The sequence below is a fragment of the Pseudarthrobacter sp. SORGH_AS 212 genome, from assembly GCF_030818145.1.
GTDB lineage: Bacteria > Actinomycetota > Actinomycetes > Actinomycetales > Micrococcaceae > Arthrobacter.
This window is the reverse complement of sequence record NZ_JAUTAA010000001.1, coordinates 1,466,828-1,492,944: the sequence shown is the minus strand read 5'-3', so window position 1 is coordinate 1,492,944 and position 26,117 is coordinate 1,466,828. Positions and strand designations below refer to the sequence as shown.

Annotated in this window: 22 protein-coding genes and 1 pseudogene; 11 read left to right on the top strand and 12 right to left on the bottom strand. The window is 68.1% G+C overall.

Annotated elements, in window-relative coordinates; all coding sequences use genetic code 11:
- Positions 1-134: 134 nt before the first annotated feature.
- Positions 135-1,004: a fumarylacetoacetate hydrolase family protein gene (locus QE394_RS06815; protein ID WP_349034108.1), complete on the top strand. Its 870-nt coding sequence runs from the start codon at positions 135-137 to the stop codon at positions 1,002-1,004.
- Between the two features lie 11 nt (positions 1,005-1,015).
- Here the strand turns inward: QE394_RS06815 and QE394_RS06810 are convergent, their stop codons facing one another.
- The 4 genes from QE394_RS06810 to QE394_RS06795 are packed head-to-tail and all read right to left on the bottom strand — an operon-like array spanning position 1,016 to position 4,495.
- Positions 1,016-1,408: a universal stress protein gene (locus QE394_RS06810; protein WP_015935818.1), complete on the bottom strand. Its 393-nt coding sequence runs from the start codon at positions 1,406-1,408 to the stop codon at positions 1,016-1,018.
- A 37-nt stretch (positions 1,409-1,445) separates the two neighbouring features.
- Positions 1,446-2,984 (bottom strand): tripartite tricarboxylate transporter permease, encoded by a 1,539-nt coding sequence (locus QE394_RS06805; RefSeq protein WP_268159526.1) that lies wholly within the window; start codon positions 2,982-2,984, stop codon positions 1,446-1,448.
- Positions 2,985-3,488 carry a tripartite tricarboxylate transporter TctB family protein gene (locus QE394_RS06800; RefSeq protein ID WP_091717869.1) on the bottom strand — a complete coding sequence of 168 codons (504 nt, stop codon included), beginning with the start codon at positions 3,486-3,488 and terminating at the stop codon, positions 2,985-2,987.
- Positions 3,485-4,495: a tripartite tricarboxylate transporter substrate-binding protein gene (locus QE394_RS06795; RefSeq protein ID WP_056076990.1), complete on the bottom strand. Its 1,011-nt coding sequence runs from the start codon at positions 4,493-4,495 to the stop codon at positions 3,485-3,487. Before QE394_RS06795 ends, QE394_RS06800 begins: the two co-directional genes overlap by 4 nt.
- A 256-nt stretch (positions 4,496-4,751) precedes the next feature.
- On the opposite strand from QE394_RS06795, the gene QE394_RS06790 reads away from it, so the two are divergent.
- Positions 4,752-6,326 (top strand): sensor histidine kinase, encoded by a 1,575-nt coding sequence (locus tag QE394_RS06790; protein WP_349035381.1) that lies wholly within the window; start codon positions 4,752-4,754, stop codon positions 6,324-6,326.
- Positions 6,323-6,994 (top strand): response regulator, encoded by a 672-nt coding sequence (locus tag QE394_RS06785; RefSeq protein ID WP_349034107.1) that lies wholly within the window; start codon positions 6,323-6,325, stop codon positions 6,992-6,994. Before QE394_RS06790 ends, QE394_RS06785 begins: the two co-directional genes overlap by 4 nt.
- A gap of 42 nt (positions 6,995-7,036) precedes the next feature.
- Here QE394_RS06785 and hutG read toward each other — a convergent pair whose 3' ends face one another.
- Positions 7,037-8,014, bottom strand: coding sequence for a formimidoylglutamase (gene hutG / locus QE394_RS06780; protein ID WP_349034106.1), 978 nt, complete (start codon positions 8,012-8,014; stop codon positions 7,037-7,039).
- Positions 8,015-8,259: 245 nt separating this feature from the next.
- On the opposite strand from hutG, the pseudogene QE394_RS06775 reads away from it, so the two are divergent.
- A pseudogene (locus QE394_RS06775) lies at positions 8,260-9,565 on the top strand (cation:proton antiporter).
- Between the two features lie 30 nt (positions 9,566-9,595).
- Here the strand turns inward: QE394_RS06775 and QE394_RS06770 are convergent.
- Entirely contained in the window at positions 9,596-11,038 is a 1,443-nt protein-coding gene (locus QE394_RS06770; protein ID WP_056076980.1) for an NCS2 family permease, read from the bottom strand.
- Positions 11,039-11,148: 110 nt separating this feature from the next.
- Here QE394_RS06770 and QE394_RS06765 point away from each other — a divergent pair, with 110 nt between their 5' ends.
- Positions 11,149-11,769 (top strand): copper resistance CopC family protein, encoded by a 621-nt coding sequence (locus QE394_RS06765; RefSeq protein ID WP_056076978.1) that lies wholly within the window; start codon positions 11,149-11,151, stop codon positions 11,767-11,769.
- Between the two features lie 48 nt (positions 11,770-11,817).
- Here the strand turns inward: QE394_RS06765 and QE394_RS06760 are convergent, their stop codons facing one another.
- A complete protein-coding gene (locus tag QE394_RS06760) occupies positions 11,818-12,441 on the bottom strand; it encodes an FAD-dependent monooxygenase (RefSeq protein WP_056076976.1) in 624 nt (207 codons plus the stop codon).
- Positions 12,442-12,871: 430 nt separating this feature from the next.
- Between QE394_RS06760 and QE394_RS06755 the strand changes: the two genes are divergently transcribed.
- The 5 genes from QE394_RS06755 to QE394_RS06735 all read left to right on the top strand — a co-directional run bounded on the left by QE394_RS06755 (position 12,872) and on the right by QE394_RS06735 (position 20,092).
- Entirely contained in the window at positions 12,872-13,918 is a 1,047-nt protein-coding gene (locus tag QE394_RS06755; RefSeq protein WP_056076974.1) for a universal stress protein, read from the top strand.
- A 48-nt stretch (positions 13,919-13,966) separates the two neighbouring features.
- Entirely contained in the window at positions 13,967-16,819 is a 2,853-nt protein-coding gene (locus QE394_RS06750) for a PEP/pyruvate-binding domain-containing protein (protein WP_349034105.1), read from the top strand.
- 120 nt (positions 16,820-16,939) lie between these two features.
- A complete protein-coding gene (locus QE394_RS06745) occupies positions 16,940-18,193 on the top strand; it encodes a hypothetical protein (protein ID WP_235501410.1) in 1,254 nt (417 codons plus the stop codon).
- Positions 18,190-19,221 carry an ABC transporter ATP-binding protein gene (locus QE394_RS06740; protein WP_349034104.1) on the top strand — a complete coding sequence of 344 codons (1,032 nt, stop codon included), beginning with the start codon at positions 18,190-18,192 and terminating at the stop codon, positions 19,219-19,221. The genes QE394_RS06745 and QE394_RS06740 overlap by 4 nt, the downstream gene beginning before the upstream one ends.
- A complete protein-coding gene (locus tag QE394_RS06735; RefSeq protein WP_349034103.1) occupies positions 19,211-20,092 on the top strand; it encodes an ABC transporter permease in 882 nt (293 codons plus the stop codon). Before QE394_RS06740 ends, QE394_RS06735 begins: the two co-directional genes overlap by 11 nt.
- 30 nt (positions 20,093-20,122) lie before the next feature.
- Here the strand turns inward: QE394_RS06735 and QE394_RS06730 are convergent, their stop codons facing one another.
- The 4 genes from QE394_RS06730 to QE394_RS06715 form a co-directional block, all read right to left on the bottom strand.
- Positions 20,123-21,640, bottom strand: coding sequence for a C40 family peptidase (locus QE394_RS06730; protein ID WP_349034102.1), 1,518 nt, complete (start codon positions 21,638-21,640; stop codon positions 20,123-20,125).
- A gap of 181 nt (positions 21,641-21,821) precedes the next feature.
- Positions 21,822-22,742 carry a cation diffusion facilitator family transporter gene (locus QE394_RS06725; RefSeq protein WP_056076963.1) on the bottom strand — a complete coding sequence of 307 codons (921 nt, stop codon included), beginning with the start codon at positions 22,740-22,742 and terminating at the stop codon, positions 21,822-21,824.
- 10 nt (positions 22,743-22,752) lie between these two features.
- Complete coding sequence (locus QE394_RS06720; RefSeq protein ID WP_056076961.1) at positions 22,753-23,181, bottom strand: metallopeptidase family protein; 429 nt, start codon at positions 23,179-23,181, stop codon at positions 22,753-22,755.
- A 19-nt stretch (positions 23,182-23,200) separates the two neighbouring features.
- On the bottom strand, positions 23,201-24,214 hold the full coding sequence (locus QE394_RS06715; RefSeq protein ID WP_082497315.1) for an EamA family transporter: 1,014 nt from the start codon (positions 24,212-24,214) through the stop codon (positions 23,201-23,203).
- Between the two features lie 126 nt (positions 24,215-24,340).
- On the opposite strand from QE394_RS06715, the gene QE394_RS06710 reads away from it, so the two are divergent.
- On the top strand, positions 24,341-25,024 hold the full coding sequence (locus QE394_RS06710; RefSeq protein WP_082497314.1) for a thioredoxin domain-containing protein: 684 nt from the start codon (positions 24,341-24,343) through the stop codon (positions 25,022-25,024).
- Positions 25,025-25,059: 35 nt separating this feature from the next.
- On the opposite strand, the gene QE394_RS06705 is transcribed toward QE394_RS06710, so the two are convergent.
- Positions 25,060-26,094, bottom strand: a complete 1,035-nt coding sequence (locus QE394_RS06705; RefSeq protein WP_056076956.1) for a PHP domain-containing protein — start codon at positions 26,092-26,094, stop codon at positions 25,060-25,062.
- Positions 26,095-26,117: the final 23 nt, after the last annotated feature.

The following is a 26,117-nucleotide window of genomic DNA, read 5'->3' as shown; positions in this document are numbered from 1 at the left end:
GCGCCAGATGTCAGATGTCTGTTCTCTTATCGCCGGTCATAAACCGCCGGTTCACGGTGCACGGCAGCAATCCGCGACGATGGAGAGGGGCACGGAGCACCCGGCCCGCAACCCGCCATCAAAGGAGATCCGCCATGAAAATCATGCGCCTGGGCAACGCCGGCGAGGAGCAGCCGGCAGTACTGGTTCCCGGAGCGGACGGCACCGACAGGTACTTCAGCCTGCTGCCCCTCACCACGGATGTGGACGGCGGATTCCTTGCCGCCGGCGGCCTGGACCGGGTGCGGGAAGCCCTGGCGGCAGGGGAACTGCCACTCCTTGAGAATGCCGGGAACCTCCGTATTGGCGCTCCGCTGGCCCGGCCGGGCTCGGTGGTGGGCATCGGCATGAACTACGCGGCCCACGCGGCCGAATCCGGCTCCGCACCCCCGGAAATCCCCGTGGTGTTCCTCAAGCCAGCCAACACTGTCACGGGACCCTGCGATCCTGCCCCCATCCCCCCGCACTCCCGTAAGTACGACTGGGAAGTGGAACTCGGCATCGTGATCGGCAAGGAGGCCAGCTACCTCGCGTCCGAAGAGGAAGCCCGGGAGTGCATCGCCGGATACGTCACGGCCAACGACCTTTCCGAACGCGAATACCAGATCCCGGGGGCGGCGGGCCAGTGGACCAAAGGCAAGTCGCTTCCCGGGTCCACGCCGCTGGGCCCGTGGCTGGTTCCGGCAGGGGATGTGGACGCCGGAAACCTGGCCCTGGGCAGTTGGGTCAACGGGGACGTGCGCCAGGACTCGAACACGGGGGGACTGATCTTCAGCCCGGCAACGCTCGTCCACCACTGCAGCCAGTACATGCGGCTGGAGCCCGGTGATGTGATCGTCACCGGGACTCCGGAGGGGGTGGCGCTGAGCGGCCGCTTCCCCTACCTCCAGCCGGGGGATGTGGTGGAGGTGGAGGTGGAAGGGCTGGGCCGCCAGCGCCAGGAGCTTTACCGCGCGGGTGCTTAGGCGCCGGTTCGCTAACCCGCTTTGACGGCCAGGACGGGGCAGTCGGCTTCCAGCAGGATGCGCTGGGAGACGCTGCCCATGATCAGCTTGCCCACCGGGGTCCGGCGGCGCAGGCCGATCACGATCAGCTCGGCGTTGTGCTCCTCGGCCGCGTCGAGGACTTCCGCTGCGGCATCGTGGCCACGGACCGGCTGCTTGATCACGTGGTCGATGCCCTGGGTGGCAAGACGGTCCTCGATGCTTTGGATCTCCTGCTCCTGGGCGTAGCGGTTGTCCACCAGGGCGTCACCCCTGGAGGAGTTGATGACCAGCAGGGTGGTGCTGCTCCTGCGGGCCTCGGCGATCGCCTGGGTGAGGGCGGCTTCGCCTTCGGGTGTTGGGACGTATCCCACCACGATGGTCATGGTGTCTCCTTTGGTTTCGTGGTCCGCGCTCGGCGGTTCAGTCGCTGTAGTCTGCTGCGCCGGAGTTCGCCGGAAGCAGCGGGCTGTTCTTCGGACGGTTGCGGCGGATCAGCTTGTAGGCAAACGGCCACAGCAGGATCAGGCCGATGATGACGTAGATCCCGACGGCGATCGGCTCGCTCCACAGGCCGGCGGGGTCGCCTGCACTCAGCTGCAGGGTCTTGCGCAGCTGCCCCTCAATGCGCGGACCCAGAATCACGCCGAGGATCAGCGGCAGCACGGGAAGGCCGAAGCGCCGCATCATGAACCCGAGTGCGCCGAGCACAAGCAGGATCACCAGGTCGAAGGCCTGCAGGTTCACCGAGTAGGCGCCCAGCGTGGCGAAGAACAGGATGCCTGCGTACAGGTACGGGCGGGGGAGCTGCAGCAGCTTGGCCCACATCGGTGCCAGCGGCAGGTTGATGATCAGCAACAGGAAGTTGCCGATGAAGAGGCTGGCGATCAGCGCCCAGACCAGGGGTCCCTGGCTGGTGAAGAGCTGCGGGCCCGGCTGGATGCCGTAGGACGTGAAGGCGGCGAGCATCACGGCTGCCGTGGCGTTGGTGGGCAGGCCCAGGGCCAGCATGGGGGTCAGGGTGCCGGCAGCGGCAGCGTTGTTGGCCGCTTCCGGGCCGGCGACACCTTCAATGGCGCCCTTGCCGAACTCTTCAGGGTGCTTGCTGAGGCGCTTTTCCGTGACATAGGAAAGGAAGGTGGGAATTTCGGCCCCACCGGCAGGGAGCGCACCAAAGGGGAAACCGAAGGCGGTGCCCCGCAGCCACGGCTTCCAGGAACGCTTCCAGTCGGACTTGCCCATCCAGGGCTGACCCACGGGGATCGCATGCAGCGGTGTCCGGCGCAGGTGCGCCGCTACCCACAGTGCCTCGCCCACGGCGAAGATGGCTACCGCCACCACCACGATGTCCAGGCCGTCCGCCAGGAGCGGCTGGCCGAACGTCAGCCGGCGCTGGCCGGTGACGGAGTCCATTCCCACCAGGCCGATGGCCAGGCCGAGGCCCAGGGAAGCGAAACCGCGCAGCCGCGATGAACCGAGCACCGCCGTAACGGCCAGCAGGGCAAGCACCATGATGGCGAAGTAGCTGGGAGCGCCGAGGCTGACGGCGAACTTCACTACGATCGGTGCGCAAACGGCGAGCAGCGCCGTGCCGATGGTGCCGGCGACGAACGAGCCGATGGCCGCCGTCGCAAGCGCCTGCGCGGCCCGGCCGGCTTTGGCCATCTTGTTGCCCTCGATGGCGGTCACCACGGAGGACGATTCACCGGGGGTGTTGAGCAGGATCGAGGTGGTGGAGCCGCCGTACATTCCGCCGTAGTAGATGCCGGCGAACATGATGAAGGCGCTGGTGGGCTCCAGGGCGTAGGTGACCGGGAGCAGCAGGGCGACGGTCATGGCCGGGCCCAGGCCGGGAAGCACGCCGACGGCGGTGCCCAGGATGACGCCGATGACGGCATACATGAAATTCATGGGAGTCAGGGCGGTGGCAAAGCCGTCCATGAGGGAGGACCAGACGTCCATTTAGAGGATTCCTTCCAGGAGGCCGGCCGGCAGTGCGATGCCCAGGCCGAGGTAGAAGCCGTAGAAGGTCAGCAGGGACAATGCCACGGAAATCAATCCGTCCCGTACGTAATGGCGGCTCCCAAGGGCCAGGACGCTGCCCCAAAACAGGACGGTGCCGGAAATGACCCAGCCGGCCCAGTCGACGAGCAGGATGTTCAGGATGAAGGCCCCCGCCAGTGGCAGGATGGTCTTCCAGTCGGCGGGGTGCTCCAGGTCGACGTCCTCGCCGCCTTCGGCCTCTCCCTTGCCGCCGCGCAGGACGTTGATGGCCAGCAGTACGGCGCAGACCACCAGCATTCCGGCCACGATAAACGGAACGGTCTTGGGCCCTACCGGGTCAGACTTCGAATAAGGGGTTACCAGGCCGTTGGCGTCCAGGAAGACCAGGACGCCGGCCGCGCCGAGTAGGAGTGAGACTCCCAGCTCGGCGCGGCCTTTAAGGCCTGTGGTCAGGGATGTCACGCCAACCCAAGCTTGGTGAGGACGTCTGCCACCCGCTTGTCCTGCTCGGTGAGGAAGCTCTTGAACTCGTCACCGGTGATGAACGCATCGGTCCAGCCGTGGGTTTTCAGTGCTTCCTTCCAGCCTTCGGTGCCGTGCATCTTCTCCAGTGCCGCGATCAGGGAGGACTTGTCCTCCTCGCTGATGCCCGGAGGGGCCACGATGCCGCGCCAGTTGGTGAAGACGAGGTCGATGTTGGATTCCTTCAGCGTGGGGGCGTCGACGCCGTCGAGCCGCTTCTCGCCGCTCGTGGCCAGGACGCGGACCTCGCCGGATTCGATCTGCTTCAGGTACTCGCCGGCGCCGGAGGCCGCGAAGCCCAGCTTGTTGCCGAGGATCGCGGGGAGAAGGTCGCCGCCGCCGTCGTAGGAAACGAAGTTGACCTTGGTGGCGTCGATGCCCACGGCACCTGCCAGCTGCATGGGCAGCAGGTGGTCCGGGCCGCCCGGGGAGGAGCCGCCGCCGACCGCGATGGAACCCGGATCTGCCTTCCACGCCTTCACGAGGTCGTCGATGGTCTTGTACGGGGAGTCCTTGCTGACCATGATGGCGCCGGGCTCTTCGATAAGCCGTGCCAGCGGAGTGGTCTCGGTCAGCTTCGACTCGGACTTGTTGGTGTAGCTGGCACCCACCACGCCCAGGCCCATCAGCATGGTCAGGTCGCCGTTGCCCTTTTCGTTGACAACGCGGGCCAGGCCCACGGTGCCGCCTGCGCCGGCAAGGTTGAAGACTTCGGTGTTGGTGGAGATCTTCTCGTCGTCGAGGACCTTCGCGGCGGCGCGGGCGGTGGTGTCGTAGCCGCCGCCCGGGGTGTTGGGGACCATGATCTGGAGTCCGGTGACGGGCTTGGCGGCGGCGCCGGAGCTCTCGGCACCGGTGGAGCTTTTGCCGGTGGCACCGCAGCCGGTGGCCATCAGGGCGATGCCGGCAGCGACGGCGGCAATTCGCAATGCGCGGATCTGGCGCATGGGGTTCCTCTTCTCATGAAAAACGATCAGCAAGACTGACTGGTGCAACCGATGCTATGGCCGGCCGTGATGCCGGTCACTCTTATGTACGCAGAGAAAGTTAAGTACATTGCGTTCACGTTTCCGAAGTCCCACCCCGCATTCTTCCGCGCCCCGGTGGCGCCGCAGGTGGGATATAGTTCCCACGTATTACGGCCGGGACCGGTGGCCGCATGAAGCCAATAAAGGACCAGCCACAGTGACTCGACGAAGAGGCATGTCCCTCGCGGGGCAATACCTGGTGCTGCAGTTGCTCATCGTGTTGGCCGTGCTGGTGGCGGTGGTGGCCATCTCGCTGGCGCAGTCCGCCGCAGCCTTCGAACGCGTGGAAGGCCGCCGGGCGTTGTCCGCGGCCGAAGCCCTCGGCGCCAACCCTGCCGTCCGCGAGCTGCTTCCGGCGGCCGCCCCGCGGGGCGGTGCAGCACTCCCGGCAGTGGCCGAGTCCGTGCGGATCGTCTCAGGATCCTCCCAGGTGGCGCTTGCCCGGAAGGACCGTACCGTGGTGACGGCGTCGGATCCCAGCCTGCTGGGACAGCAGCTGGCGCTCGGCGAAAGCCGGGTCATGGAAGGCCGGGCCTGGACCGGGGTGCTGACCACCAACGGAACAGCAGTACTGTCCGCGCACGTTCCGGTCCTGGACGATAGCGGCAAGATGATCGGCATCGCGTCCATCAGCCGCAACTATCCCACCACGTTGGAGCGGCTGGGCGATGCCGTCCCCAACCTGCTGACTTATGTGGGCGTGGCAAGCGTCCTCGGCGTCGCTGGTTCACTGCTGCTGTCCCGCAGGGTCAAACGCCAAACGCTGGGTATGGAACCGAGTGAGATCACGGGCTTGGTGGAGAACCGCGAGGCCATGCTGCACGGGCTGAAGGAGGGCGTGGTGGCGCTCGACCCGCACGAGCGGATCACCGTGGCCAACGACAGCGCCAGGGAATTGCTCGGACTGCCCGCGGACTGTGTGGGCAGGAAACTGGCGTCCCTTCCGGTGGACCCGGCACTGAAAATTGTGCTCACCCGCGACCAGCCGGACCCGGACCAGCTGGTGCTGGTGGGGGAGCGGCTGGTGGTCCTGAACCGGGTCCCCATCCAGTCTCGGGGCCGCGGGATCGGATCGGTGACCACCCTGCGTGACCGGACGGAAATGTCCTCGCTTGAGCGGGAACTGGGCGCCACCCGGACCGCCACCGACACCCTCCGCGCTCAGGCGCACGAGTTCGCCAACCAGCTGCACGTCATCTCGGGGCTGATCCAGATCGGAGACTATGATTCCGTGGTCCAGTTCGTCAACGGGGCAACCGTGGAACGGACCCGGCTCAGCGACGAGGTGACGGGCAGGATCAAGGATCCGGCCCTGGCCGCGCTGCTCATCGCCAAGTCCAGCCTCGCCACCGAACGGGGCGTCGCCCTCCAGCTCGATCCGGCGTCGTCCCTGCGGCCTGTGGATGAGGAACTGTCGCGGGACCTTGTGACAGTGGCGGGGAACCTGGTGGACAACGCGTTCGACGCCGTCTCCGGGCTCCCGCAGGCAGCCGTCCGTGTGCTGGTGGAAGATGGTGAGGGACAGGTGGTGGTGACGGTCCGGGACAATGGCCGCGGGGTTCCCGCCGACGCAGCGGACCACATCTTCCGGCAGGGCTTCACCACCAAGGATGCCCGGCGGGAAGGCGGCCGCGGCTTCGGACTGGCCCTCTCCCGTGTGGTGTGCCGCAGGTCCGGCGGCGACCTGGCGGTGGCCAACGACAACGGGGCGGTCTTCACCGCCCGCTTCAACAAAGGTGCACACGCATGATCAAGGTCCTGATAGTCGATGACGACTTCATGGTGGCCAAAGTCCACGCCGGCTTCATCCAGCGCACCGCGGGCTTCACCGTGGTGGGCGCCGCGCACACCGGTGCCCAGGCCGTCGTCGAAACCCAACGCCTCCAGCCGGACCTGGTGCTGCTGGACATCCACCTTCCGGACATCAACGGCCTGGACCTGATGCACCGGTTGCGGGAGGTGGCGCCGGAACTCGATGTGCTGGTGATCAGCGCCGCCCGCGAGGTCGAAACGGTGCGCAAAGCGCTGCGCGGCGGGATCGTGCACTACCTCATCAAACCCTTCTCCCAGGCTGACCTGCAGGAGCGGCTGGACCACTATCGCAGCGCCTACCACGGCCTCGATTCGTCCAAGGACGTGGCAGAGCAGTCGGACGTCAACAGGGTTTTCGGGCTGGATAGCGATGCGGCCCAGCGGCCACTGCCCAAGGGGTGCAGCGTAGAGACTTTGCGGTTGGTTGAAGGCGCCTTGAAAAGGGCCGACGGCGACCTGTCGGCTGCCGAGGTTGCCGAACAGTTGGGCACGTCAAGGGTCAGCGCGCGCCGCTACCTGGAGTACCTGCACGACGAAGGGCTGCTGGAGGTCCGGCTGAAATACGGGGTGGGGCGGCCGGAACGCAGGTACCTCCCCAAGCCCTGAGTCCGTCCGGCACTCCGGAATGCTGGCTGGAGGGACGGCCGGTCAGCGGAGCAGCGTGTCCACCAGTCGCGCCGCCACGCGGGCGGTTCGGTGGTCAAGGTCGAACTCCGGGTTCAGTTCCGCCACATCGCAGTGCAGGAGCTTCCCGCTCCGGGCAACCTGCCGGCACACCGCGCTGATGACAGGCAGCGGAACGCCGTAGGCTGCGGGTGCGCTGACACCGGGTGCCACCGACGCCGGAAGCACGTCCAGGTCGATGGTCAGGTACAGGACATCGATGCCGTCGAGGAAGGACGCCACGAACTCCCCGACCCGGCCCGCTTCGCAGTCCTCGTCCAGCAGGTAGCGGACCCCCAGGCGGTCCGCGGTGTCGAACAGGGCCCGGGTGTTGTTCGCCTCGGAAATCCCCACGACGGCGTACCGGAATTCCCGGCCGGTGCCGGCCTCCGCGCGGGCCATCTGGAGGAACGGGGTCCCCGAGCTGGGGACGGGTTCGTCGCGCAGGTCAAAATGGGCGTCGAGGTTCAGGACGCCCAGCCGGCTGCCGTTCCGGACGGCACCGGACCCGCTGACGCCGAGGTAGCTGGCGTAGGCGGTCTCGTGGCCGCCGCCCAGCACCACTGTCAGGCGGTTGGCGTCGAGCAGGGCCGTCACAGCGCTGCCCAGCCGGGCCTGGCCGCCTTCCAGGTCGGTGCCCTGCACCGTGACGTCGCCGGCGTCGTGCACTGCCCGGTCCAGGTGGAAAGCCAGCGGTCCCAGTGCCTTGCGGATTGCGGCGGGGGCGGCAGCCGCACCCGGGCGGCCCTTGTTCCGGCGGACTCCTTCGTCGCTGCAGAACCCCAGCAGGACCGCCGGCCGGCCCTCAGCCAAGGCGCCCCGAGGTCCGTCGTGGCCTCGTGCCGCCCCGTCCGCGCAGGATTCCACCGCCTGCCACCAGCGCCGGTGCTCCGGCCCGTCGCCATCGAACCTGCCGGTCCAGGCGTTGGGCGGGGTGTCGACGTCGGGCGTTAAGGAAGCCATGTTCCAAGCTCACCGCATGGTCGCCCCGAAAGCGAGCAGGACCGCCGTTGTCCTGTCTGGAATCCAAGAACCGGGGAAGGGATGGTTCCACCCACGCGAGGTCCGAGACCGGGGAAGCCCGCAGTCTACGGGGCTGAACGGTGAAGGGAAGGGGTCAAAGAAGGGGTTAAGGTGGAGCAATCCCTCCCGGGACGCATCACGTTGACTGCGCCTTCCCGGCGCCTTGACCGGCTGGAGAACAGCGCGTGTTTGAAGCCCCCAACATCCTTTTCGCCGTGGCAGGCGTGGCAGTTTTCGTTGCCGCCGTGCTCCCTAAACTGCTGCGGAACATGCCGTTTTCCATGCCGATGGTCTTCCTCGGGTCCGGGATGGCGGCGTTCGCCCTGATCCCGACGCTGCCCGATCCGGATCCCCTGGCGCACGGCGACTTTGTCCTGCACCTGTCGGAAATCTGCGTGATCGTTTCCCTGATGGGCGCCGGCCTGGCACTGGACCGGCCCCTGGGGCGCAGGGGCTGGTCAACAACGTGGCGTCTCCTGGGAATTGCCATGCCGCTGTGCATCCTGCTGCTCACGCTGCTGGGGCTGTGGTTCCTGGGCCTCGGCCTGGGCGCAGCGCTGCTCGTGGCGTCCGGCCTCGCTCCCACGGATCCGGTTCTGGCTTCGGAAGTGCAAGTGGGGGAGCCGGCCGACGACGACGAGGGTACGGACAGGGAAGACGAGGTACGGTTCGGCCTCACGTCCGAAGCGGGGCTCAATGACGGGCTCGCCTTTCCCTTCGTGTACCTGGCCATCGCCATCAGCATCGCCGGCTCGGACCCGGCGGCCTGGTTTCCCGAATGGTTCGGTTTGGATGTCCTGTGGCGGCTGGCCGTCGGCCTTCTGGCGGGATTCCTGACCGGAAAGCTGCTGGCACGCCTCTTCTTCTCGGCCCGGACGGAAAGCGCTGCGGCTGTCCAACCATTCGGAGGGATTCGTTGCCCTGGCGGCCACCTTCCTGGCGTACGGCCTGACCGAGATGGTGGAGGGCTACGGTTTCATCGCCGTCTTCGTCTGCGCTGTGACCATCCGGACCGCCGAACGGACACACGGCTATCACCGCGTCCTGCACTCCTATGTGGAGCAACTGGAACGGCTCATGACCGTGGTCATACTGGTCCTGCTGGGCGGCGCCATAGCCCGCGGGCTCCTGTCCGGGATGGGCATGGCCGAGGTGCTCGTGGCATTGGCGTTCCTGCTGCTGGTCCGCCCGCTGGCAGGCTGGCTGAGCCTGCTGCGCGGAAAGACCGGCCCGCGGGAAAGGATTGCCCTCTCCTTCTTTGGCATCCGCGGGATCGGCTCGCTGTACTACCTGTCATACGCGCTGGGCAAGGGCAGTTTTGCCGGGCAGGCGGAGTGGCTGTGGGGCTTCGTTGGCCTGGTGGTGGCACTGTCCATCGTGATCCATGGCGCCACCACGTCTCCCCTGATGAACCGGCTTGACCGGCTGCGGGAAAAGAAAGCCCGGCAGGTGTCCGGCGACGAGGGCCTGGCGCCCAACACCCCTGTCTGACCCAGGGGTTGCTGAGCACGCCAGGCGGCGTTACATGCCCAGGGCGGCCTCGATGGGACCGATGGCGAAGAACAGCAGGAACGCTGCAGCCACGGCCCACATGAGGGGGTGGATTTCCTTGGCCTTGCCCTGAACGGTCCGGATCAGCACGAAGCTGATGAAGCCGGCACCCAGGCCGTTGGCGATCGAGTAGGTGAATGGCATCAGTGTGAAGGTCAGGAACGCCGGGATGGCGATGCCCCAGTCCTGCCAGTCGATTTTGCCCACCTGGGACACCATCATGAAGCCCACCACCACCAGGGCGGGGGCAACTGCCTCGAACGGAACAAGGTTGATGAGCGGGGTGAAGAACATGGCCACCAGGAAGAGCAGGCCGGTGACGATCGAGGCGAGGCCCGTCCGGGCGCCTTCGCCGATGCCCGCGCCGGCTTCAACGTAGATCTGGTTGGAGGACACGGACGCGCCGCCGCCAATGATGGCGCCGAGGGCATCCACCTGCAGGACGCGGTCGACGTCGGGAATGTTGCCGTGCTCGTCCACCGTGCCGGCCTCGTTCGCCAGGCCCACCATGGTGCCCATGGCGTCGAAGAAGATGCTGAGCAGGATGACGAAAGCCAGGAGTGTGGCGGCCACGAAGCCCAGGTGCTCGAAGGCGCCGAACGGGTTGGCCTTGCCGATCAGGGAGAGGTCCGGCGCGGCCCACTCGGAGAACGCGGGGGAAACCAGGGACCAGCCCTGCGGGTTGAACGGCTTGTCAGGCTGCACGCTGGGGCCGATGTGCAGGGTCATTTCCAGGATGACGGCCAGCACGGTGGAGGTGATGATGCCGATCAGGATGGCGCCCTTGACCTTGCGGACCACCAGGGCGATGGTGAGCACCAGGCCGAGCACGAATACCGCAGTGGGCCAGCCCAACAGCTTGCCGTCGAAGCCGAGGCCCACGGGGACGGTGGTGCCGGCGACGTCGGGAATGCGGCGGACGAACCCCGCGTTGACCAGGCCGATCAGGGCAATGAAGAGGCCGATGCCCACCACGATCGCCGTCTTGAGCCCGTCCGGAACGGCTTTGAAGACGGCGGTGCGGAAGCCCGTGAGGACCAGGATGAGCATGGTCACGCCTGAGAGCACAACCAGGCCCATCATGTCCGGCCACGTCAGCCCGGGGTTGGTGGCGACGGTGACCGCCACGAACGCGTTGACGCCCAGCCCGGTTGCCAGGGCGAACGGGTGCTTGGCCCATGCCCCCATCAGGATGGTCAGGATGCCGGCCACGAAGGCCGTGACCGCGGCCACGGCGGTGAACCCGAGGGTGTTGCCGCTGGAGTCCGCCCCGGAAAGGATGAGCGGGTTCAGCACCACGATGTAGCTCATGGCGAAGAAGGTGGCGAACCCGCCGCGGATCTCACGGGAGAGGTTGGAGCCGCGTTCGGTGATCTTGAAATACCGGTCCAGGGCAGAGCCTTGCTTAAGCATTAGTCCTCCGGGGAATGATGTGGGGATACCTGCATCCTATTGGGGAGGCGGCGGGACGGCCGCCAATTTCACCTAGTCTGTAAGGAAGCCAACACAAGGAGCAGTGCACCATGCGTCCCTTCCGCCATTTCCGCGCCCTTCTGCTGGGAGCCGCCGTCCTGGCCGCCTCGCTGGGCCTGGCTGGTCCGGCAGCCGCCCACGACGCCGCAGAATCCAGCAGCCCGGCCCAGGGCGCGTCAGTCCCAGTGCCGCCCGGGAAGGTTTCGGTGACCTTCAACAACAAGCCGCTGGGCATCGGGGCGTCAATCTCGGTCAAGGATGCCGCCGGCGCCGAATGGGCTGACGGTGCGGTGGAGATCGTGGACAACGTTGCGTCGCAGAAGCTGCGCCCGGGCGGCCCGGCCGGTGGGTACACGGTGGCCTGGCGGGTGGTCAGCTCCGATTCGCACCCCATCGAGGGGACGTTTAAGTTCACGGCTGCCGCGGCGGCCGAAGGGGCCGGCGGAACAGCCACAGGCGGTGCCGGTACGACGACGGGCGGTGCCGTCCCGGGGGCGGGGACCGCCCAGCCCGGAGCCACGGCGCCTGCCGAACCGGCAAGTTCGGGGCAGCCGTTCCAGTGGAGCATCGTCATCTTTGCGGTGGTGGCAGTAGGCCTGCTGGTTGCGCTTGCAGTGCTGGCCAGGCGCCGCCTTTCCGGCGGCGCCGATGAGGAACCTGACAGCGAGTAGGAGCCCGGCCGCCGGGGGCTGCTGCCTCCCGGTGCGTTCGGCAGGCCGCTAGCAGGGCAGCATGGCCAGGCTTCCCGTCGCCGGGAAGGCCGTGCTGTCCGGGTTGACCTTGGCGGAGATGGCCTGGCCAACGGTCTTTGCCTGGCGCAGCACCTCCTTGGGCGACGGCGTGATCAGCTCTCCCACGCCCACCAGGTAGATGCCGATGGCACGCATGGCCGCGGCGAGGTTCCGGCCAACAGCGATGCCAAAGTCATTGAGCATGCGCCGAAGCTGGCTCTGCGCGCAGCGGGTGAGGACAATATGGTCCGCCACCAGCACGCCGGTGGGGGTATGCACTTGCCACTGCGGGCTTGCTGCGCTTTCCGGGGTGCCGTCCACCTGGGTCAGCTGCAGGGCCCGGGTGCTGCGGATATCGACGTCGTGGCTGGCGGCGTAGTTGCGGAGGTGCCGCAGGATCTCGTTGCGCTCCTGGAGCGTCGCGGAATCTGCCGTGTCGATGCGCTGGAGTGAGGTGGTGACGGCGGGTGGCGTCGCCCCGAAGGTGTCCAGGCCGTCAACCACAATGGAGTCGATGCCCCTGCGGCGCAGCTCGGCCGCCACAGCGAGTCCGGACAGCCCGGTGCCAATGATCACCGTGGTGGTCTGTTCGGTCCCGGCATTTCCAGGCATGTTTGACACTGCTGTTTCCCTCCTTCGACATTTCTGCAGGTGCCGGCGTCATCGCTGGCGGGTGCGGTCCCGTTGCCCCAAATGCAAGGCCGCACAGTGGTCCCGGGCAGCCGTCGAACGGAAGTTACTGTCGGCGTCCCGGACCAACAATGTCCAGAAGACTACAGAACAAATCCGGCCGTGGATAGCCCAAAACGTAAACATTCTTCGGGCGCTGAACACGCTTTCCCAGCAGGTGTGGAAAAACTGTGGATAACCTGTGGATTCCGCACCTGAGCAGGCTTGCTATGGTCCTTCGGACGCGGAATAGTGAGAACTGGAAGCGGTTCTCGCCCGCACAGTTCCGGCAGCGGCCGGGGGTGCACGGGGAGGGTTCCACTTTCTGGCAGAATGGCCGGAACATCAGGCAGTAGCGCAAGGAGGCGGCCCCATGGGCGCACAAGAGTTGCATCCGGACCCGGCGCGGGATGGTGGTGGCCCGTCCGCCGCACCTGAAGGAATCGTCGTGGGCGTGGACGGCTCCGACCATGGCCAGTGCGCCCTCGTATGGGCCGCGCGCGAGGCCCGGCGCCGTCGTCGTCCGCTGCACATCGTGACCGCGTACTCGGTGCCCATCTTCGCTGCCTCCGGCCTGGACGGCGGATACGCCACGGTGGACGATTCCGTCATCCGGGAGGGTGCGGAGGCCATCGTGAAGCAAGCCATGGACAAGGTTGCGGGCTATGGCATCGACGTCAGCGCCTCAGTCGAGAACGGCGATGCCTCGGGCGTACTGCTGGAAATGTCGGAAACCGCCGAACTCCTGGTCTTCGGGACCCGCGGGCGCGGCGGCTTTGTGGGCCGGCTGCTCGGATCCGTGAGCAGCGCCCTGCCCGCGCACGCGAAATGCCCCACCGTCACCGTGCCCCTTATCTGCTCGGACCGGCTGGGTGAAACCACCGAGGACAGGCGCGTCCTGGCCGAGCAGGCCAAGTCCGGGCACCAGCTCGTGGAGAACGTGGTGGTGGTGGGCGTGGACGGTTCCGAGCAGGCCCGGGTTGCGGTCCTGGACGCCGCGGACCAGGCCGAACGCCTCGGCGCAAAGCTGCGGGTGGTGTGCGCCGTTCCCCAGTACAGCGGTTCACTGGCCTGGGTGCCCGCGCCCATGGACCGCAAGGCGCTGTTTGCCGAAATCCAGGTCACGCTGGACGCCGGCATGGCGTGGCTCCGCAGCCACTATCCCGGCCTTGACGCCGAATCCGAACTGAAGGACGGCTCGCCCGTGGACGTCCTGGTGGGGGAGAGCCGGCATGTTGAACTGGTGGTGGTCGGCACCCGGGGACGCGGCGGGTTTACCGGCATGCTCCTGGGCTCCACCTCCGACGGCGTGCTGCACCACGCCAAGGGGCCGGTCATGGTGGTCCCGGACCACGCGGATCCCCGCCTGGCCGACAGGCCCGGATTCGGGCCCATCCTGGGCGACGCCGACGCCGCCTGATCCCGCCGCGGCCGGGCCCGTCAGCTACTGACACGTGGAGGTGCGATCATGCAGCACCCGGAATCCTCCCAGGGCGGCGGGACCGCTGCCGCGTCCGGCGCGGACCTGGTGGTGGACCTGCGCCGCCTCAGCGCCGGAATGCTCGCCGAAGTGGGGGGCAAGGCCGCCAACCTGGGCGAACTGTTGTCCGCCGGGCTTCCCGTGCCGGAAGGCTTCTGCCTCACCACGGAGGCTTACCGACTGGTGACCGGGGTTCCGGACGCAGTAAATCCGGAGCTGGCAGCCGTCCAGGCGGCCCTGCGGATGGCGCAGGGCGGGCCCGGCCAACCGGACAGCGCAGCCCTGGAAGCCACCGCCCTCGGGATCCCAGCCCCGGATATTCCCGCCCTGGATATTCCCGCCCTGGCCGCGAAGGCCCGTGCCGCCGTCGTGTCCGCCCCGCTGCCGCCGGAGGTGAGCGCCGCCGTCGAACGCGCCTACGGGCAGATGGGGCCGGACGTGCCGGTGGCCGTCCGCTCGTCAGCCACCGCTGAAGACCTGCCTTTTGCCAGTTTCGCCGGGCAGCAGGACACCTACCTGAATGTCGTTGGGGCCGTGGCGGTGCTGGAAGCCGTCCGGAACTGCTGGGCGTCGCTGTGGACCGACCGGGCAACCACCTACCGGGCAAGCCTGGGCATCGATCCCGCCGAGGTTGCCCTGGCGGTGGTGGTGCAGCGGATGGTGGATGTGGAGACGGCCGGGGTCCTTTTCACAGCCAACCCTGTATCGGGCCGCAGGAACGAGGCAGTCATCGATGCCAGCCCTGGCCTGGGGGAAGCCGTAGTGTCCGGTGCGGTGAATCCGGACCACTTTGTGGTGGACCCCGCTGCCGGTCGCGTCGTTGAGCGGCGGCAAGGCGACAAGAAGATCGCCGTCCTTGCCGTGCCCGGCGGCGGCACCCACACCGTGGCCGCCGCGGACCACGCCGGCTTCTGCCTCACCGACCGGCAAGCCGCCGATCTGGCCCGGCTTGGCCTGAAGGCGGAGCAGCATTTCGGAGCGCCGCAGGACCTCGAATGGGCCATCAGCCGCGGCGGCGCGCTGTGGCTTACACAGTCCCGGCCCATCACCACCCTGTACCCCGTGCTCCGCCGCCGGGACGGTGCCCCAGGGACCCGGGCGTTCCTGTGCTTCAGCCTCGCCCAGGGCCTGACCCGTCCCATCACCCCGATGGGCCGGGCAGCCATCCGGCAGATCGCCTCGTCCGTGGCACGGACAGCGAAAATTCCCGTCGCAGACCCCCGCGAGGGACCGCCGGCATACGCCGATGCCGGGCAGCGGATCTTCATCGACTTCACCACCCCCATCCGCAGCACCGTGGGCCGGGCAATCCTTCCCCGGGTGTTCGACGTCATGGAAGCCCGCTCCGCAACGGTGATGCGCCGGCTCTTCGACGACCCCTCGTTCGCCATCACGCTGCGGACGCCCCTGCCGCTGCTGCGCCGCATCCTCCCCGCCGCAGCCCGTGCCGGCGTGCCCGAAGCAGTCCTCCGCGGGATCTTCCGCCCGCAGGCCGCGCTCCGGCGCCTGGACCGGTTCACCCGGGACTTCGAAGCCGCCCTCGAACTCGACCTGGGGGCCACGGCCCAAGCAGCAGGCGTGCCCTCAGCCAGGGACCGGTTGGCGCACGCCGAGGGACTCCTGCAGCGGCGGCTGTTCACCATCGTTCCTGCCATCCTGCCCCTGGCTGCCCTGGGGTTCGGCCTGCTGGCAGTGGCGGGAAAGCTGCTCGGCGGAAACCGGTGGGAGGACCTCCAGGGTGTGCTCCGCGGGCTGCCCAACAACGTCACCACGGATATGGACCTGGAGCTGTGGCGGCTGGCTGCAGCCATCCGGGACGATCCAGGGTCGCGTGCGTTCCTGGCCGGGAAAGACACGGCCGCGCTGGCAGCAGCGCACCGGGACGGCGGCCTTCCGCCCCGGCTGGAGGCCGGGCTCAGCAGATTCCTCGACAGGTACGGGCACCGCGCCGTCGCCGAGATCGACGTCGGCATGCCCCGCTGGTCCGACGACCCCGCCCATATCCTGGGGGTCCTGGCGAACTACCTCCGGCTGGAGGACCCGGACCTCGCACCCGACGTCCAGTTCAGCAACGCCGCCGAGGCCGCCGAAGCCCAGGTGGAACGGCTGGCTGCCGAAGCAGGCGCCCGGGGGCGGCTCCGGGGAGCCCTGGTCCGCGCCGCGCTCCGCAGGGCCCGGCTTTTCGCAGGTCTCCGGGAACTGCCCAAATACCAACTGGTACTCGGACTGGCAGAGGTACGCCGGCAGCTGCAGCATGTGGGGGCGGACCTCGAGGCGGCAGGCACCCTTGACCAGGCCGAAGACATCTTCTTCCTCGACTTCGCTGAGGTAAGCGAGGCCCTGGACATGGCTGCCGGACCTGGCCCCAACGGCCCTGGCCAGACCGGTGAACGGCTGCGCCCACTGGTGGCGGAGCGCCGGGCTGACTATCACAGGGAGCTTGGGCGGCGGCACATTCCACGGGTGCTGCTCTCCGACGGGACCGAGCCGGAGGCGGCGCAGGCGGCTGGCGGCGGCGTCGCCGAAGGTGCCCTGACCGGCAGCCCCGCCTCCGCCGGAACGGTCACCGGAGTTGCCAGGGTCATCCTGGACCCTGTGGGGGCGCACCTCGAACCGGGCGAGATCCTGGTGGCGCCGTCCACCGATCCCGGGTGGACCCCGCTGTTCCTCACCGCGGGCGGGCTGGTGATGGAGATGGGTGGCGCAAATTCGCACGGTGCCGTGGTGGCCCGCGAATACGGGATCCCGGCGGTAGTGGGGGTGCCCGATGCCACCGGCAGGATTTCGACCGGGCAGGAGATCACGGTCGACGGCGGCGCAGGAACCGTCGTTCCCGCGTAGTCTTCCCGCCCGGTTCCGTCGCGGTACAGTTCCGTCGCGGTACAGCTCCGGTGGGCTCCGTTCCCGGAGCCGGCCCGGATAGCCCGTGTGGCGGGACGCGGACAGGCGTAACCTTGAGCTATGGGCTCCGAGACCACGGGCACCGACTCAACGTTCCAACAGCACGGCAACCGCCGCAGCGGCCGCAACTGGCCGCGCTGGTTGCCTGCCCTCGCAGGGCCGGTGGTGATCGCCGCCGCCGCGCTCGCCGGGACCCTGCCCGCAAACGCCGGTGACCCTCTCCCGCAGAAGACGCCCGCGGAGGTGCTGGCCCTGGCGGCGACGCACCACACGCTGGCCTTCTCCGGAACCATTGAGCAGTCCTCGGACCTGGGGCTGCCCGCCCTGCCCTCCACAGGTCCGTCATCCGACCCCGCGTCCGCAGGCGGTGCCGCGTCCGTGGTCGAATTCCTTTCCGGACAGCACACCGCCCGCGTCTACATGGACGGCACCACCAAAGCCCGCATCCAGGTGGTGGACAGGCTTGCCGAACGTGACGTCATCCGCCGGGACAGCGACGTGTGGTTCTACTCCTCCAAGGACAACTCAGCCGCCCATCTGACCCTGCCGGCCCACGCCTCCGACCTGCCGCTCGGCGCGCCGCAGGCCCAGGGTGCAGATCCCGCCGCTCCCGCACCGACCGCTTCACCGGCGGAATCCATGATGCCGATGCCGGAGGACCTCGCCCGGCACCTGCTGGAGAAAGTGGACCCCACCACGGCCGTGACAGTGGGAGCCGATGTGGAAGTAGCCGGCCGGGCGGCCTACAACCTGCTGCTTGAACCCCGGTCCGAAGCCACCCTGGTAGGCCAGGTGGCCATCGCCGTGGACGGCGAAACCGGAATGCCCCTCGCCGTCCAGGTCACAGCGCGTGGCGCCGGAACGCCCGCCTTCCGCCTCGGATTCACCGCCCTGTCCCTGGACACGCCGGACGATTCCCTGTTCACGTTCTCCCCGCCTCCGGGCAGCACTGTGAAGGAACTGCAGGTGCCTGACTCCGGGCAGAGGACCTACGAAGGTCACATCTCCGGCGATCAAACCCCCCGCGCCAACAACTTCGGTGACCATGCCGGCGCCGGCAAGGGCCCCGGACATCCGTCCGTCACCGGGCAGGGCTGGGAAACCATCCTGCGGCTGCCTGCCGCGGCAGCGGGCGTACCGGCCGCCAAATCCTTCATGGAGGATCCGTTGCTGGCCCAGGCCGGCGTCGTCGTTCCCGGCGGGCGGCTGGTGTCCACGGCGCTGCTCAACGTGCTCATCACCGATGACGGCCGCATTTTCGCGGGCATGGTTCCGCCGGACAGGCTGCAGGCCGCCGCTTCGGCGGCCCCATGAACCCGGGCTCTCCGGACCCGGAAAAACGCTACGGGCTGACCATTGAGACCCATGGCCTGACCAAGAAGTTCGGCCACCAAGTGGCCGTGGACGGCGTGGACCTTGCGGTGCCGCCCGGCTCCGTGTTCGGCTTCCTGGGGCCCAACGGATCCGGGAAGACCACCACCATCCGCATGCTGCTGGGCCTGGCGTCGGCCTCATCCGGGAGGGTGAACCTGCTGGGGATGGAGATGCCGGGCCGGTTCCACGAGGTGCTGCCGCGCGTGGGTGCACTCGTGGAGGGCCCGGCGTTCTATCCGTTCCTGTCCGGCGCTGCGAACCTGCACCGGCTGGACGCTGCCACGCGCCACACGGTGCCGGCAACGCGCGGGGCGCGGGTGGAGCGGGCGCTCGACCAGGTGGGGCTTGCCCATGCCGCCAACAAACGGGTGCACGCCTATTCGCTGGGCATGAAGCAGCGCCTGGGGATTGCGAACGCGCTGCTGTCGCACCGGGACCTGCTGGTGCTGGACGAGCCCACCAACGGGCTGGACCCGCAAGGCACCCGGGAGGTCCGGCACCTGGTCCGCTCCCTGGCGCACAACGGCACCACCGTCTTCGTCTCGAGCCACCTGCTGGCCGAGGTGGACCAGATGTGCACGCATGCCGCCGTCATGAGCAACGGGAAGCTGGTGGCCCAGGGCTCCCTCGCCGACCTCCGCCGGACCGGCAGCGCCAGGGTCCGCCTCCTCACGCCGGACGGGGGACAGGCGCGGACCGTGCTGGCGGGCCTGGGGCTGGACTGCGGGGCCGGCGATGCCCAGGCCGGAGGGGAGACCCTGCTGGCTGCCCTGGCGCCTGCATCCGGTGCTCCCTCAACACGGACTGACGCGTCCCAACAGGCCGGGTCCGGGGAAATCCTTGCGGAGGACATCGTGGCGCGCCTTGTGGCGGCCGGGGTCCGCGTCCGGGGTTTCGCCGTCGAACGCGAAAGCCTGGAAGACCGGTTTGTCGCACTGACAGGGGAGGGGTTCGACGTTGCCCAGTAGTATTCCGGCGGACATCCCCGGTTCGGCCCGAACACAGAAAGTGGCCGTGCCGCGCTGGTCCGGGCTCTCATTGATGCAGTCCGAACTGAAGGTCCTGTTTGGCCGCCGGCGCACGTGGGCCCTCCTCCTGGCCCTGGCAGCGATTCCCATCCTGATCGCGGTGGCCGTGCGGCTCTCCTCCGGCGTCCCTTCCGGCCGGGGCCCGGCCTTCCTGGACCGCATCACGCAAAACGGGCTGTTCGTCGCCTTCACCGCCATGCTGGTGTCCGTGCCGCTGTTCCTGCCGCTTACCGTTGGCGTCGTCGCGGGCGACACCATTGCCGGCGAGGCGAACATGGGCACGCTGCGGTACCTGCTGGTAGCTCCCGCCGGGCGCGTGCGGCTGCTGCTGGTCAAGTACGCGGCGGCGCTGGCGTTCTGCATCGTGGCGCCCCTGACCGTGGCGCTGGCCGGCGCCGCGATCGGGGCTGCGCTGTTTCCGGTGGGGCCTGTCACCCTGCTGTCCGGTGATGTGATCCAGCCGCCGGAGGCCGCGGTGCGGATGCTGCTGATCGCGGCGTACATGGCCGTGTCCCTGGCCGGGTTGTCGGCCATCGGACTGTTGCTGTCCACGCTGACGGTGGTTCCGGTAGGGGCCATGGCGGCCACGGTGGTGGTTTCCGTGGTGTCGCAGATAGCGGACCAGTTGCCGCAGCTGGAGTGGCTGCACCCATGGCTGTTCAGCCACTACTGGCTGGGCTTCGGCGACATGCTCCGGCAGCCGGTCCTCTGGGATTCATTCGCCAGCAACGCGCTGCTGCAGGCTGGCTACATAGCCGTGTTCGGTGCGTTCGCCTACGCCCGGTTCACCACCAAGGACGTCCTCAGCTGACCGGGTGATGCTCTGCATGTTTGCCGGGGCTCAGTACCTCGCCGCGTAGGAGTGCAGCTGCATCCCGGCCATGGAACTGAGCTGGGTGACGCCGATGCCCTCCTGCGGGTTGAGTGCCTGCACCACCTGGCCGTTCCCCAGGTAGATGGCCACATGGTAGAAATCCGGTCCGGAGCCCCACACCAGGAGGTCGCCGCGGCGGGCCTGCGAGAGGGGCACATGGACGGGAGCAGCCGCGTACTGCTGGCCGGCGGTCCGGGGCAGGTACTTCCCGGCGGCTGCGAAGGCCGTCTGCACGAGCCCCGAGCAATCGAAGCCGGTGGGTCCCGTGCCGCCCCACTGGTAGAAGTACGGCGAACCCACCTTGCTGAGGGCCACGGAAATGGCCGTTTCCAGGGTGGCGCCGCCGGAAGTTGGGGGAGCGGGAGCCGGAGCGGGCGCGGGCGCGGGAGCGGGAGTGGGCGCTGGGGCGGGTGCCGGAGCGGGGGCGGGAGCGGGCGCTGGGGCGGGTGCCGGAGCGGGGGCGGGTGCCGGTGCCGCAGGTGCCGGAGCGGGAGCCGGAGCTGCAGGGGCAGGGACAGGTGCGGGTGCCGGGGCAGCTGGAGCCACGGCTGCGGGCGCGGCCGGTGATCCGCCCTGGTTGGCTCCGGTTTCACCCCTTGCTTCGGTGCCCTGGGGATTGGTTGTGGCCACCGCTGCGTTGGCCGCGGCCGTCACGGCAGCCAGGCGCGCTTCCTCGCGCTGCCGTTCGATCCCGTCCACCCGGGCTGATTCGAGCTCCACTGTCGTGTTGCGCAGCTGCGCCAGCTGGTCAACCAGGACGGTCCGCCGGGCACGGGCATCCGCCACCGCCGCGGCCTGGGCGGCGTTGGCCTGCTCGGCGCCGGTTTTCCGTGCCTCGGCGGTCCGGGCTGCCTCATCCGCTGCCTTTGTGGCGTCTCCCGCCGCAGCCGTCAGGGTCTGCGATGCGGTGGCGGCAGCGTCCGCGGCCTCGAATGCGCGGCTGCGGCCGGCGGACAGCGCCTGGAGCGTTGCGGCCTGCTGCAGGCTTTCGCCGGTGCCGCTGACCAGGGTCCCGAGCGTTGGGTTCAGGCCGCCGTTCCGGTAGAGGTCACCGGCCAGCTGTCCCACCTGCTTGCGGGTCTTGTCCTGGTCCGCCTGCGCGGCCGTTGCCCGGGCGGCGGCCAAGGACGCGGCCTCCGACCGCCGCCGCAGCTCCACCAGGGCTTCGCTGTAGGAGTTGTTTGCCTGCATTGCCACGGCGAAAGCCGCCTGCTGGGCGTCCGAGGCATCCCCAAGGATGCGTTCGATCGCGGCGACCTGGTCAGCTGTTGCCGCTTCGCTGGCCTTCGCCGCCGCAATGTCCCCAGGGGAGGGAAGGGCGGGCGCCGCCGGAGCCGGCGCGGCGGGAAGGTGCGGGCCGGGGGCCGCCGCTGCGGGCAGCCCTCCGGATCCGAGAAGTACGACGGCGGCGCACAGCGCTGCCGCTTTCCGGCCGGATGCAGCCCGAAGCCCGGGCAGAAGCGATGTAGGCAGAAACCTCGACATGGACTGGGACCTCGCAGCGGGTTGGGCTGGGAGTGAGGTCCTGGTGGTGACACGGAGGTACGCCTCGGCTGCTCGCCAGCAGTCCGAGGTTACGTCACCCGTTGCACAGACGCAACAGCTGTCACATCAATAACACTAATCACAGCAGTGTCTTTACAACAGCAGGCTGTGCGGCGTGTTGTCAGGCGTGCTGGCGTTCCTCGTGTTCGGAGTGGCTGGCCGGCTCAAGCTGGAAGGTGCAATGGTCGGTGTCAAAGTGTGATCCCAGGCAGGTGACAAGCTTGTCCAGCAGCTGGTCTGCGCCCCGGGCATTGAGGACGCCGTCCTCCACCACCACATGGGCCGAAAAGACCGGCACTCCGGAGGTGATGGTCCAAATGTGGATGTCGTGCACGTCAGTGACGCCGTCCACGGAAAGGATGTGTTCGCGGATCATCTGTACTTCCACGCCCTTGGGGCTGGCCTCCAGCAGCACGTCCACCACGTCCCGCAGCAGGCTCCAGGCCCGCGGCAGGATCATCAGGGCGATGATGACCGAGGCGATCGTATCCGCCGCCTGGTAGCCGGTGAACATGATGACCACGGCCGCAATGATCACCGCGAAGGAGCCCAGCAAGTCCCCCAGGACTTCCAGGTAGGCGCCGCGAACGTTGAGGCTTTCCTGATGGGCGCCGCGGAGAATCAGCAGCGAGACCAGGTTGGCCACGGCGCCGAGGATGGCGGCGAAGAGCATGATATCGGTGTGGACTTCAGGCACGGATCCGATCCTCCGGATGGCCTCGGTGAAGATCACCACGGAGATGACGATCAGGATCAGCGCGTTGGCCAGGGCGGCCAGGACCTCGGCGCGCTGGTATCCGTAGGTCCGCTGGTCGCTGGCGGGCCTGCCGGCTATCCAGGCGGCCAGGAGGGCGATCGTGACGCCCGCGGCATCGGACAGCATGTGGCCGGCGTCCGCCAGCAGGGCCAGCGACCCGGACAGGATTGCGCCCACCACCTGTACCAGCACCACGCTCAGCGTGATCGCCAGGACGGCCACCAGCCGTTTGCGGTGCCGCCCGGTGGCGGTAATTCCGTGCGTGTGGCTGTGGTCGTGTCCCATGCCTACAAGGCTAGCCCCAGCCGAGCTCGTGCAGCCGGTCGTCCGAAATGCCAAAATGGTGCGCAATCTCGTGGACCACCGTCACTGCCACCTCGTGGATGACGTCCTCCCGCGAATCACAGATGTCGAGGATGGGTTCACGGAATATCGTGATCCGGTCGGGCAGTGATCCGGCGTCCCACCAGGAATCCCGTTCCGTCAGGGGGACGCCCTCGTACAGGCCCAGCAGCACGGTGTCCGGGTCGTCTCCCGGGCGCGGTTCGTAGTCGTCTTCAATGAAGACGGCCACATTGTCCATGGCCCGCGCCAGCTTCGTTGGAATGCTGTCCAGGGCATCGGAGACGGCGGCCTCGAACTCGTCCGGGGACATGGTGAAACCCCGCGGTTCATGCGGGCCCTCCGGGATGATGGGGAGGCCGGGCGGAAGGCTTGCAGGCATACCTCGACTTTAGTCCCGATTAGCCTCCGGGACGGCCGGGTTCCGCGCGGGAACGCCCCCTGGCAGCGCCGCCGGCAGCGCCACGGCGGGTGCGGGTCCGGCGGCGCGTCAGGCTGACGCCCACCAGGCACACCAGCCCGCCTACCAGGCCCCAGGCTGTGGGGATCTCACCCAGCAGGAGCCATGAAATCAGCACCGTAGTTCCGGGGACCAGGTAGGTGGTGGCCGCCAGCTTTCCGGCATCCACCAGCGACAGCGCATAGGCCCACGTGGTGAAGGCGATTGCCGTGGGAAAGATCCCCAGGTAAACCAGCCCTGCGGTGGCGGCGGGCGGTGCTGTCTGCACCTCGGACACCAGCTGCCCGGCGAAGGGGAGGCAACATGCCGCGCCTACCAGGATGCCGAACCACGTGGCTTGGGCCGCTGGAAACTTCCGCAGCACCGGCTTCTGGACGATGACGCTGACTGCGGCGAGCACCGCGGCAAGGAGGCAGAGCAGCACGCCGGCCATGTCCGTCGTCGCGCTTTCCCCTGGCTGGCCGGGCGCACCGGACCCCAGCGCGATGAGGGCGACGCCCGCAAAGGCGATGGTGCTGCCGATGAGCAACCAGCGCGGAAAGCCCTCCTTGAGGAAGATGCCGGCCATGATTGCCACCAGGATGGGGTTGACGTTGATGAGCAAGGCGCTGGTACCTGCATCGAGGACATGCTCGGCGGCATTCAGCGCAACGTTGTAACCACCGAACCACATCACCCCGTACGCCAGGATGGGCCACCACTCGCGGCCCCGCGGCACGAGGCGCGTCTTCAGTATCTTCGGCAGCGCCACGACGGCGAGTACGACGGCGGCAATCGCCAACCTGCCCAGCGTCAGGGAGCCGGGGGAGAAGTGCGGTCCGATGGCGCGGATCCCCACGAACGCCGAAGCCCACAGGACCACGGTGACCGCCATGGCTGCGATCCCCAATGCCTTGACCGGGGCGGCCGCCGATGACGCCGAAGCGGGACTGCTGACAGGGGTAGTGGAAGGCATGAGCCCAATCTAGTCGCGCAGGCCGTGCCCGGGCTGGCGGAAATCGGCCACGTCTGGCCAACTTCCTGCCAAAGGGGAGCTGGCCGTGGGACGGGGCCGCCCCCTGCCTCGGCTAGGATGCGAAACATGGTCTCAAGCCCTGCCCCACCCCGTGATACCGCACGCCTCGTCAGGACCGTGATCTGGATTGTGCTGGCAGCCGCCGTCATCGGTGGAGTGGCCTGGTACGCCGTGTTTGCCGCCAACAGGGAGCAAAATGCTGCTCCGCCGGCGTCCGGGTCGGAACAGCTCGTCCGGGAGAACAGCTACCGCCTCACCACGCCGGAGGTGGAGAAGGCACAGTTGGTGGAGTTCCTGGATTTCGAATGCCCCGCTTGCGGGTCCATCCATCCAGTGGTGGAGGAGCTCAAAGCCGAGTTTGGCGACAGGATTACTTTCGTGAACAGGCATTTCCCGCTGTCGGCCCATGCCAACTCCGGCCAGGCGGCGCTCGCTGCCGAGGCGGCAAACCAGCAGGGCAAATACCGGGAAATGGCCAACAGGTTATTCGACACCCAGCCGCAGTGGGCCGGGCAGCAACAGTCCCAGGCGCCCTTGTTCCGCACGTACGCCGAGGAACTCGGATTGGACCTGGCGCAGTTCGATGCAGCTGTGGCTGACCAGGCAACCGAGGAGCGTGTCCTGGCCGACATTGCCGACGGCGAGGCGCTGGGCGTCCAGGGGACGCCCACCTTCTTCCTCAACGGGGAGAAGCTGACGCTTACCACCAAAGCCGACTTCCGGCAGCAACTCGCCGACGCCGTCAAATAGACGCGTGCCGCCTCGGAAACGCTGGCTGATGGGGTTTAGGTGGCCGCCCAGGCAAGGAGCTTGTCCACCGGCCAGGTGGTGATGATCCGCTCCAGCGGCACGTCATTACGTTCAGCCCGCTCGGCCCCGTACTGGAGGAAATCCAGCTGCCCTGGCGCGTGGGCGTCGCTGTCGATGGAGAACAGGCAGCCTGCCTCCAAGGCGAGCTTGACCAGGTCATCCGGCGGGTCCTGCCGCTCTGGCCGGGAATTGATCTCGACGGCAACATTGTTCTCGGCGCAGGCGGCGAATATTTCCTTGGCATCGAATTCAGACTGGGGGCGGGTTCCGCGTGAGCCTTCCACCAGCCGGCCCGTGCAGTGGCCCAGGATGTTGGTGTGCGGTGCCAGGATGCCGCCGAGCATCCGCGCGGTCATGGTTTTACGGTCTGCCCGGAGCTTCGAGTGGACGCTGGCCACCACGATGTCCAGCCGGTCCAGCAGTTCCGGGTCCTGGTCCAGCTCACCGGATTCCAGGATGTCCACTTCGATGCCCGCCAGCAGCCGGACGGTGCCGTCGTGCGGGCCGCCGTCCTTACTGCCGTTGTTGATGGCGGCCACCACGTCGAGCTGCTTCACCAGGCGTTCGGCGGAGAGGCCGTTGGCGATGGTCAGGTTGGGGGAGTGGTCGGTCAGGGCCAGGTACTCCCGCCCAAGTACTTCCGCGGCGGCGACCATCACCTCGATGGGGGAGCCGCCGTCGGACCATTCGCTGTGGCTGTGCAGGTCGCCGCGCAGGGCGTTTCGGACTGTGGTTCCGCCGGCGGCCAGTGGCTGCGCGCCTTTCTCGCGGAGGTCAGCGAGGTAGTCCGGGACGGATCCGTCCACCGCCTGCTGGATCACTTGGAAAGTCCGGTCGCCGATGCCCTTCATTGACTTCAGCCGGCCGTTCCGCGCCCGCGCGGCCACTTCGTCCGGTGGCAGGGCGCTGATGGCGGCGGCGGCCTTCCGGAACGCCTGGACTTTGAAGGTGGCAGCGCGTCCGCGCTCCAGCCAGAAGGCAATCTCGGTGAGCGCTGCGACGGCATCCATCAATCCATCTTCGCCCGTTCTTC

Coding starts and splice junctions, on each gene's coding strand:
- QE394_RS06815 (WP_349034108.1), top strand. CDS start 135: ATGAAAATCATGCGCCTGGGCAACGCCGGCGAGGAGCAGCCGGCAGTA.
- QE394_RS06810 (WP_015935818.1), bottom strand. CDS start 1,408: ATGACCATCGTGGTGGGATACGTCCCAACACCCGAAGGCGAAGCCGCC.
- QE394_RS06805 (WP_268159526.1), bottom strand. CDS start 2,984: ATGGACGTCTGGTCCTCCCTCATGGACGGCTTTGCCACCGCCCTGACT.
- QE394_RS06795 (WP_056076990.1), bottom strand. CDS start 4,495: ATGCGCCAGATCCGCGCATTGCGAATTGCCGCCGTCGCTGCCGGCATC.
- QE394_RS06790 (WP_349035381.1), top strand. CDS start 4,752: ATGTCCCTCGCGGGGCAATACCTGGTGCTGCAGTTGCTCATCGTGTTG.
- QE394_RS06785 (WP_349034107.1), top strand. CDS start 6,323: ATGATCAAGGTCCTGATAGTCGATGACGACTTCATGGTGGCCAAAGTC.
- hutG (WP_349034106.1), bottom strand. CDS start 8,014: ATGGCTTCCTTAACGCCCGACGTCGACACCCCGCCCAACGCCTGGACC.
- QE394_RS06770 (WP_056076980.1), bottom strand. CDS start 11,038: ATGCTTAAGCAAGGCTCTGCCCTGGACCGGTATTTCAAGATCACCGAA.
- QE394_RS06765 (WP_056076978.1), top strand. CDS start 11,149: ATGCGTCCCTTCCGCCATTTCCGCGCCCTTCTGCTGGGAGCCGCCGTC.
- QE394_RS06760 (WP_056076976.1), bottom strand. CDS start 12,441: ATGCCTGGAAATGCCGGGACCGAACAGACCACCACGGTGATCATTGGC.
- QE394_RS06755 (WP_056076974.1), top strand. CDS start 12,872: ATGGGCGCACAAGAGTTGCATCCGGACCCGGCGCGGGATGGTGGTGGC.
- QE394_RS06750 (WP_349034105.1), top strand. CDS start 13,967: ATGCAGCACCCGGAATCCTCCCAGGGCGGCGGGACCGCTGCCGCGTCC.
- QE394_RS06745 (WP_235501410.1), top strand. CDS start 16,940: ATGGGCTCCGAGACCACGGGCACCGACTCAACGTTCCAACAGCACGGC.
- QE394_RS06740 (WP_349034104.1), top strand. CDS start 18,190: ATGAACCCGGGCTCTCCGGACCCGGAAAAACGCTACGGGCTGACCATT.
- QE394_RS06730 (WP_349034102.1), bottom strand. CDS start 21,640: ATGTCGAGGTTTCTGCCTACATCGCTTCTGCCCGGGCTTCGGGCTGCA.
- QE394_RS06725 (WP_056076963.1), bottom strand. CDS start 22,742: ATGGGACACGACCACAGCCACACGCACGGAATTACCGCCACCGGGCGG.
- QE394_RS06720 (WP_056076961.1), bottom strand. CDS start 23,181: ATGCCTGCAAGCCTTCCGCCCGGCCTCCCCATCATCCCGGAGGGCCCG.
- QE394_RS06715 (WP_082497315.1), bottom strand. CDS start 24,214: ATGCCTTCCACTACCCCTGTCAGCAGTCCCGCTTCGGCGTCATCGGCG.
- QE394_RS06710 (WP_082497314.1), top strand. CDS start 24,341: ATGGTCTCAAGCCCTGCCCCACCCCGTGATACCGCACGCCTCGTCAGG.
- QE394_RS06705 (WP_056076956.1), bottom strand. CDS start 26,094: ATGGATGCCGTCGCAGCGCTCACCGAGATTGCCTTCTGGCTGGAGCGC.